Below are 4604 nucleotides of genomic sequence, written 5' to 3'. Positions count from 1 at the left end.
GACGCGCGCGATGCGCTTGCCGTGCACGAAGCTCATGCCCGAGGCTTCGATGACTTGACCGCCGTGGTCGGTCTGGTCGCCGAGCACGATGAATGGGCGACCCATGGCCGCGTCCTCCTGAAATTCAATTGTTGGTTCAATGCCGATTGATGCGGGGTGTTTTCATTAACCAAGCTCTTCTCCATAAAGAGAGAGTCCCAGCACGCCCCAGACGGTGAGGAATCCCTTTGCGTTTGCCGCTTCTTGAGGCATGTTCAGGGGCTCGCCGAAACGAAGAAGTTCGGTCTGTTTCATGGCCTTCAAGGCGTGGTTCACGACGTAAGTGGAGGTCGCGATGATGATCAGGCTTGCGCAAAGCGCCCACAGCGAATGCTTGGTGATTCGCCACCGCTCGGGCGCGCGTTTGATAAACATCCAGAGCATGATTGGCAGCAAGATCAGCGCACACAAGAACGCGTTGGCGAATGACAGTGCGGTTGAAATCGTGATCGGCCCCACATACACGCTCTGCAGGGTGACCGGTGTACACAATGCAAATACCAGATCTGCAGCGAAGCCAGCCACCAGCCAAAAGCAAACCGCTCTGGCAATCCAGTACAAGCACGGCGATTTATCGAAGACCTTCGGCATGGAGTTTTTCCGCTAATCGGGCCCACCGCTTGTTGCTGTCTGGAACAACGTGGGCGTAATAAAAGTGACCTTCACCCTTCCCGGCTCCCATATCTTTGCCAAGTTGCGGTACTGCGGCCAATAGATCGCTCTGGGACATGCCTGCATGGATCGGATCGCCATGCTCAGTCAGATCGATGACGATCACCTTTTTTATGCTCCTATACGCTCGGAGTTTGTAAAGAAAGTCGCCATCGATTGGCGATCCGATCAAGACCAGATGGTCAATCGAATGCCCGCGTTTTGAGTAGTAGTTCGCCGTTTGTGCGGCAAGAAGTGAACCGTAGGAATACCCGATCAGATTGAACTGATCAGCGGGGTGATCCATGCTTCGTCCGATCGTCCATTCGTCGTGGTCCTCGTAGCGAATGACCAACCCGGCACGGATGGCATCGACCAGCGTCCCCGCTTTCCCGATGGAGCGCGTCGCCGTGTTATTGAGCCCGATCCAAACGTTTTGAATTCCGGCTTGAACGAACGCCTGCACCTGTGGTTTCACGTACGGCCCATCTAGGCCCGCGCCGCCCCAATAGATCGTGCCTTTGGGCCAGCTCAGTCGAGCGGTGTTTAGGGGCTCAGCTATCGCAGCTGCGCGAACCGGCCTCGTCTTCACCGCCTGCTGCACCGCCAACCCCTTGCCCACCTCGGCCTCCACATTCGGCCGCTGCGGTGCGGCGGGTGCGGCTGCGCTGCCGGCACCCGCCACACCCTGGCTGGCGAGGAGGATGGCGCCGCAGGCGCATTGGTCGCCGTGGCGGGCCACGGGTTGGCCGTCGACGACCATGGTGGGGTCGCCGGTGACGATGACGGTGGTGTGGCCGTGGCCGCGCTCGGGGCAGGTGACCTTGTCGCCGACGCGCGCGATGCGCTTGCCGTGCACGAAGCTCATGCCCGAGGCTTCGATGACTTGACCGCCGTGGTCGGTCTGGTCGCCGAGCACGATGAATGGGCGACCCATGGCCGCGTCCTCCTGAAATTCTTTTGATGGTGCCGCTCTATCTCTGTAGATGCGTGCTGCTGCAAGGCAGTGGGCGGCTGAGCGCAGGGGAGTCTAGCGGAGGGGCTCTTGGTGACGGCCCGCCCGAACGAGGGTGACCACCCAGGCTGGTGTAACGCCGTGTTTCTGGTGCGGCGCGGTGAGGGGATCAGCGGCCCAGGGTGCCGGCGCGGTGCAGCTCGACGTGGCCGAAGTCCATCAGCTTCCAGCGTCCGCCCCAGGTCAGACCGAGGGATTCGGCCACGTCGCCCCATTTTTCGTAGCCGCGCATGGCCCAGGGGTCGCGTTCGCTGATGACGAGCTTGCCGTCGCGCAAGAAGGCGCAGTCGGCGGCCAGGCCGTATTGGTGGTAGCTCTGGAAGGCGCCGGCGTTGGTGACGCTGGGCCCGAGGCTTTGCAGCAGGGTCTGGCGCTCGGGGCTGCGGTAGCCTTCGAGCAGCGCCATCTCGTAGCCGTGGCGCTCGCGCATGAGCTTGAAGGCGAGCAGCAGGCGCTGGCGGAAGTCGGCGTCGAGCAGCTCCCACTTGCGGTCGGCGCTGGCGAGTTGCGGGCGCGCGAGTTCGACCTCGGCGGTGGTGAACACTTCGGGCGGCAGGGGGGGCGGGGGCACGAGCTGTTCGCCGCGCAGCAAGGTGGCGACGAGGGTGTCGGGGTCGCGCGTGCGTTCGTCGGCGAAGGCGTCGAGCGTGTGCCAGCCGCGCAGGCTGAAGGCAACGAGCGGCGGCAGGGCGAGCAGGGCCAGCGTGGCGGCCGCGATCAGGCCGTGTCGATGCAGCGTGCCCGAGCCGGCCAGGCGGCGCCACGCGCCCTGCAGCCAGCGGCGTGGCGCGGCGAAGAACCACAGCGCCGCCACGCTCACCGCGACGGCGAAGTACAGCGCCATGCCCAAGGCCAGCCAGGATGAGGGAGGTGCGTTCACGACGGGACACTCAAATGGGCGGCGATCATGACACAGCGGTGGCGTCCCTTCTTAGAATCGCGCCCGAACCAAATCGATATCGTGCCGACGATCGTTGCCCGGCTCGCCTTTTGTGGCGAGCCCGCGCGACGGCGCATCGCACACAGGGAGTTGTCCGTTGAATGCACCTGCTCTGGCCTCGCCGGCCGCGCTTCGCCCCAGTTTGTTTGCTTCGTCCGGTCGTGGGTCGTCCGGCCCGGCCGACGCGCAGCGTTTGCTGTCCAGCTTGTTGCCGCCACCGCCAGCGAGGCCCTGGGCACCCAGGTGGTTGTGGCTGGCGGTCGGTTTGGCGACGCTGGCCGCCGGGGCGACCTGGGCGGCGAAGAGTGTGCCGGGTGGATGGTCGGGTATGTGGTCCGATGGCCGGCCGATGACAGCCCCCTCACCGGCGCGAACGCTGCCGGCCGTGTCCGTTGCCGTGCCGGCGGCATCGGCGCCGCAGGTTGTTGTCGAGCCTCAGGTGGCGCGCATCGAAGCGGAGCCTGCCCACGCGTCGGTGCGCGACCCGTTTCTTCAATTGAGCCCTGCGGCCGCGCAGCCTGCGGCATCGGCGCCGCCGGTTCGCGAGGCTGCATCGCCAGTCGTGACCCGAGCGAAAGCCTCGCCCGCACCGGTTTCGGCGTCTGTCCTGGCATCCGGGGGGACGACGCAGGCGAAGGCGGCGGACAGCGATGTCGACCTCATCGAAGCCGTGATGGCGCGGGTCACCGGGCCATCGGCGGCGGGGGGCAAGCCGGTGGGGAAGGCCTCCGCCCCCGACAAGGCCGCGCCCAAGTCCAAGCCCGCCAAGTCAGCCCGTGCCGTCAAGTCGGGTGCCGAGAGCCATGAACCTGCGCGCGCCAACCCGGTCAGCCTGGCCGAGCGGGTGCAGCAATGCCGGGCGGCGGGCGGGCTGGACAGCCTGCTGTGTCGCAACCGTGTGTGCGAGGGGCATTGGGGCGCCGATGCGGCCTGCCCCGTCAACCAGCCCTTGCAGCGCGAGCCCTGAGCGGCCGCGCGAGGCGCGTCAGCGGAAGTCGCGCCAGTCGAGCGCCGGGCCGCTGGGCGGGGTGCATTGGTACGGCAGCGGCTCGTCGGGCGCCGCGTTGTTGCACTCGTCCAGGAAGGCCTCGTTGCCGTAGCGGCGGAACTCGCGCAGCCGCGCCACCACGTGACGCGCTTTGTTGACCTCGCCGCGCTCGTTCAAGGCGTCGGCATAGGCGATCATCAAGCGCGTGTCGATCAGGTTGTGCAACGGGCGCTTGAAGGTGTCGAACACCTGCGACGGGTCGTCGGCGGTGGTGGCGGCGGCGTAGTCGGCCTGGTAGCCGAACAGCACGCTCTTCTGCCCGAGGCTGATGCGCTGCTCCAGCGGCGCGGCATTCTTCAGCGGCGCGAAGATGCTCACCACGGTCAGGTAGTCGGCCACCGAGGCCAGCGTGCCCAGGCTCAGCACGATCGACGCGGCCGTCAGGCTCACCCGCAGCGGCGCCGGCGCCAGCGTGGCGGCCTGCGCGCCGATTTCGTTGGACGCGGCCTCGTCGTCCGACGCCGAGGCGCCACGCGCCAGGCCCAGCCCCCACACGAAGACGGTCGGCAGCAGGAAGTAGGCGTACCACAGCGGGTACTCGAGCTGGCTGTGGATGCCGACCAGCAGCACCATCACCAGCGCAGCGCGGGCGCCGCTCACGCCGATGGCCGGGGTGCGCGCGTCGTTGAGGTTCGCGTCGGGGGCCGCCAGCGAGTTGCGCACCAGGCTCCACAAGCCGACGCCGAGCAGGCCGATCACCAGGGCCGCCAGCGGCAGACCGAGCTCGACAGCCAGTTGCAGCTCCAGGTTGTGGGTGTGGTCGAAGAAGGCGATCGGCCGCTGAGGGAAGGGCGTCAGCGACCACGCGAAGTTGAACTCGCCGAAGCCCACGCCCGTCCACGGCACCATGCGGATCAGCGCGATCGTGTCCGACCAGATCTTGAAGCGCGAGCTCGAAATGTCGCTGCCAT

6 protein-coding genes and 1 pseudogene are annotated in these 4604 nt (G+C 66.5%); 1 reads left to right on the top strand and 6 read right to left on the bottom strand.

Annotation, left to right across the window (positions count from 1 at the left end; all coding sequences use genetic code 11):
• From ACE3SS_RS14870 to ACE3SS_RS14850, 5 genes and pseudogenes are all read right to left on the bottom strand, one after another.
• On the bottom strand, positions 1–105 hold a 105-nt coding region (locus tag ACE3SS_RS14870), incomplete at its 3' end, for a PAAR domain-containing protein (protein ID WP_374595287.1).
• A 60-nt stretch (positions 106–165) separates the two neighbouring features.
• Entirely contained in the window at positions 166–630 is a 465-nt protein-coding gene (locus tag ACE3SS_RS14865) for a hypothetical protein (protein WP_374595281.1), read from the bottom strand.
• On the bottom strand, positions 611–997 hold the full coding sequence (locus tag ACE3SS_RS14860; protein WP_374595285.1) for a thioesterase domain-containing protein: 387 nt from the start codon (positions 995–997) through the stop codon (positions 611–613). The genes ACE3SS_RS14865 and ACE3SS_RS14860 overlap by 20 nt, the downstream gene beginning before the upstream one ends.
• Positions 998–1363: 366 nt before the next feature.
• Positions 1364–1627: pseudogene (locus ACE3SS_RS14855) on the bottom strand (PAAR domain-containing protein); the annotation flags it as partial.
• A gap of 187 nt (positions 1628–1814) precedes the next feature.
• Positions 1815–2549 (bottom strand): M15 family metallopeptidase, encoded by a 735-nt coding sequence (locus ACE3SS_RS14850; protein ID WP_374595283.1) that lies wholly within the window; start codon positions 2547–2549, stop codon positions 1815–1817.
• 481 nt (positions 2550–3030) lie between these two features.
• Between ACE3SS_RS14850 and ACE3SS_RS14845 the strand changes: the two genes are divergently transcribed.
• Positions 3031–3612: a hypothetical protein gene (locus ACE3SS_RS14845; RefSeq protein WP_374595279.1), complete on the top strand. Its 582-nt coding sequence runs from the start codon at positions 3031–3033 to the stop codon at positions 3610–3612.
• An 18-nt stretch (positions 3613–3630) separates the two neighbouring features.
• On the opposite strand, the gene ACE3SS_RS14840 is transcribed toward ACE3SS_RS14845, so the two are convergent.
• Positions 3631–4604, bottom strand: a 974-nt coding sequence (locus ACE3SS_RS14840) for a Wzy polymerase domain-containing protein (RefSeq protein ID WP_374595278.1), incomplete at its 5' end; no start/stop codon positions are given.

This window comes from Aquabacterium sp. (genome assembly GCF_041915145.1).
Classification (GTDB): Bacteria; Pseudomonadota; Gammaproteobacteria; order Burkholderiales; family Burkholderiaceae_C; genus Aquabacterium.
The sequence above is the reverse complement of the archived record's forward strand: the minus strand, read 5'-3'. Positions and strand labels throughout refer to the sequence as shown.

What these genes read in the sequence shown, in the direction of transcription:
- ACE3SS_RS14865 (WP_374595281.1), bottom strand. Translation starts at nt 630, where the DNA reads ATGCCGAAGGTCTTCGATAAATCGCCGTGCTTGTACTGGATTGCCAGA.
- ACE3SS_RS14860 (WP_374595285.1), bottom strand. Translation starts at nt 997, where the DNA reads ATGGATCACCCCGCTGATCAGTTCAATCTGATCGGGTATTCCTACGGT.
- ACE3SS_RS14850 (WP_374595283.1), bottom strand. Translation starts at nt 2,549, where the DNA reads ATGGCGCTGTACTTCGCCGTCGCGGTGAGCGTGGCGGCGCTGTGGTTC.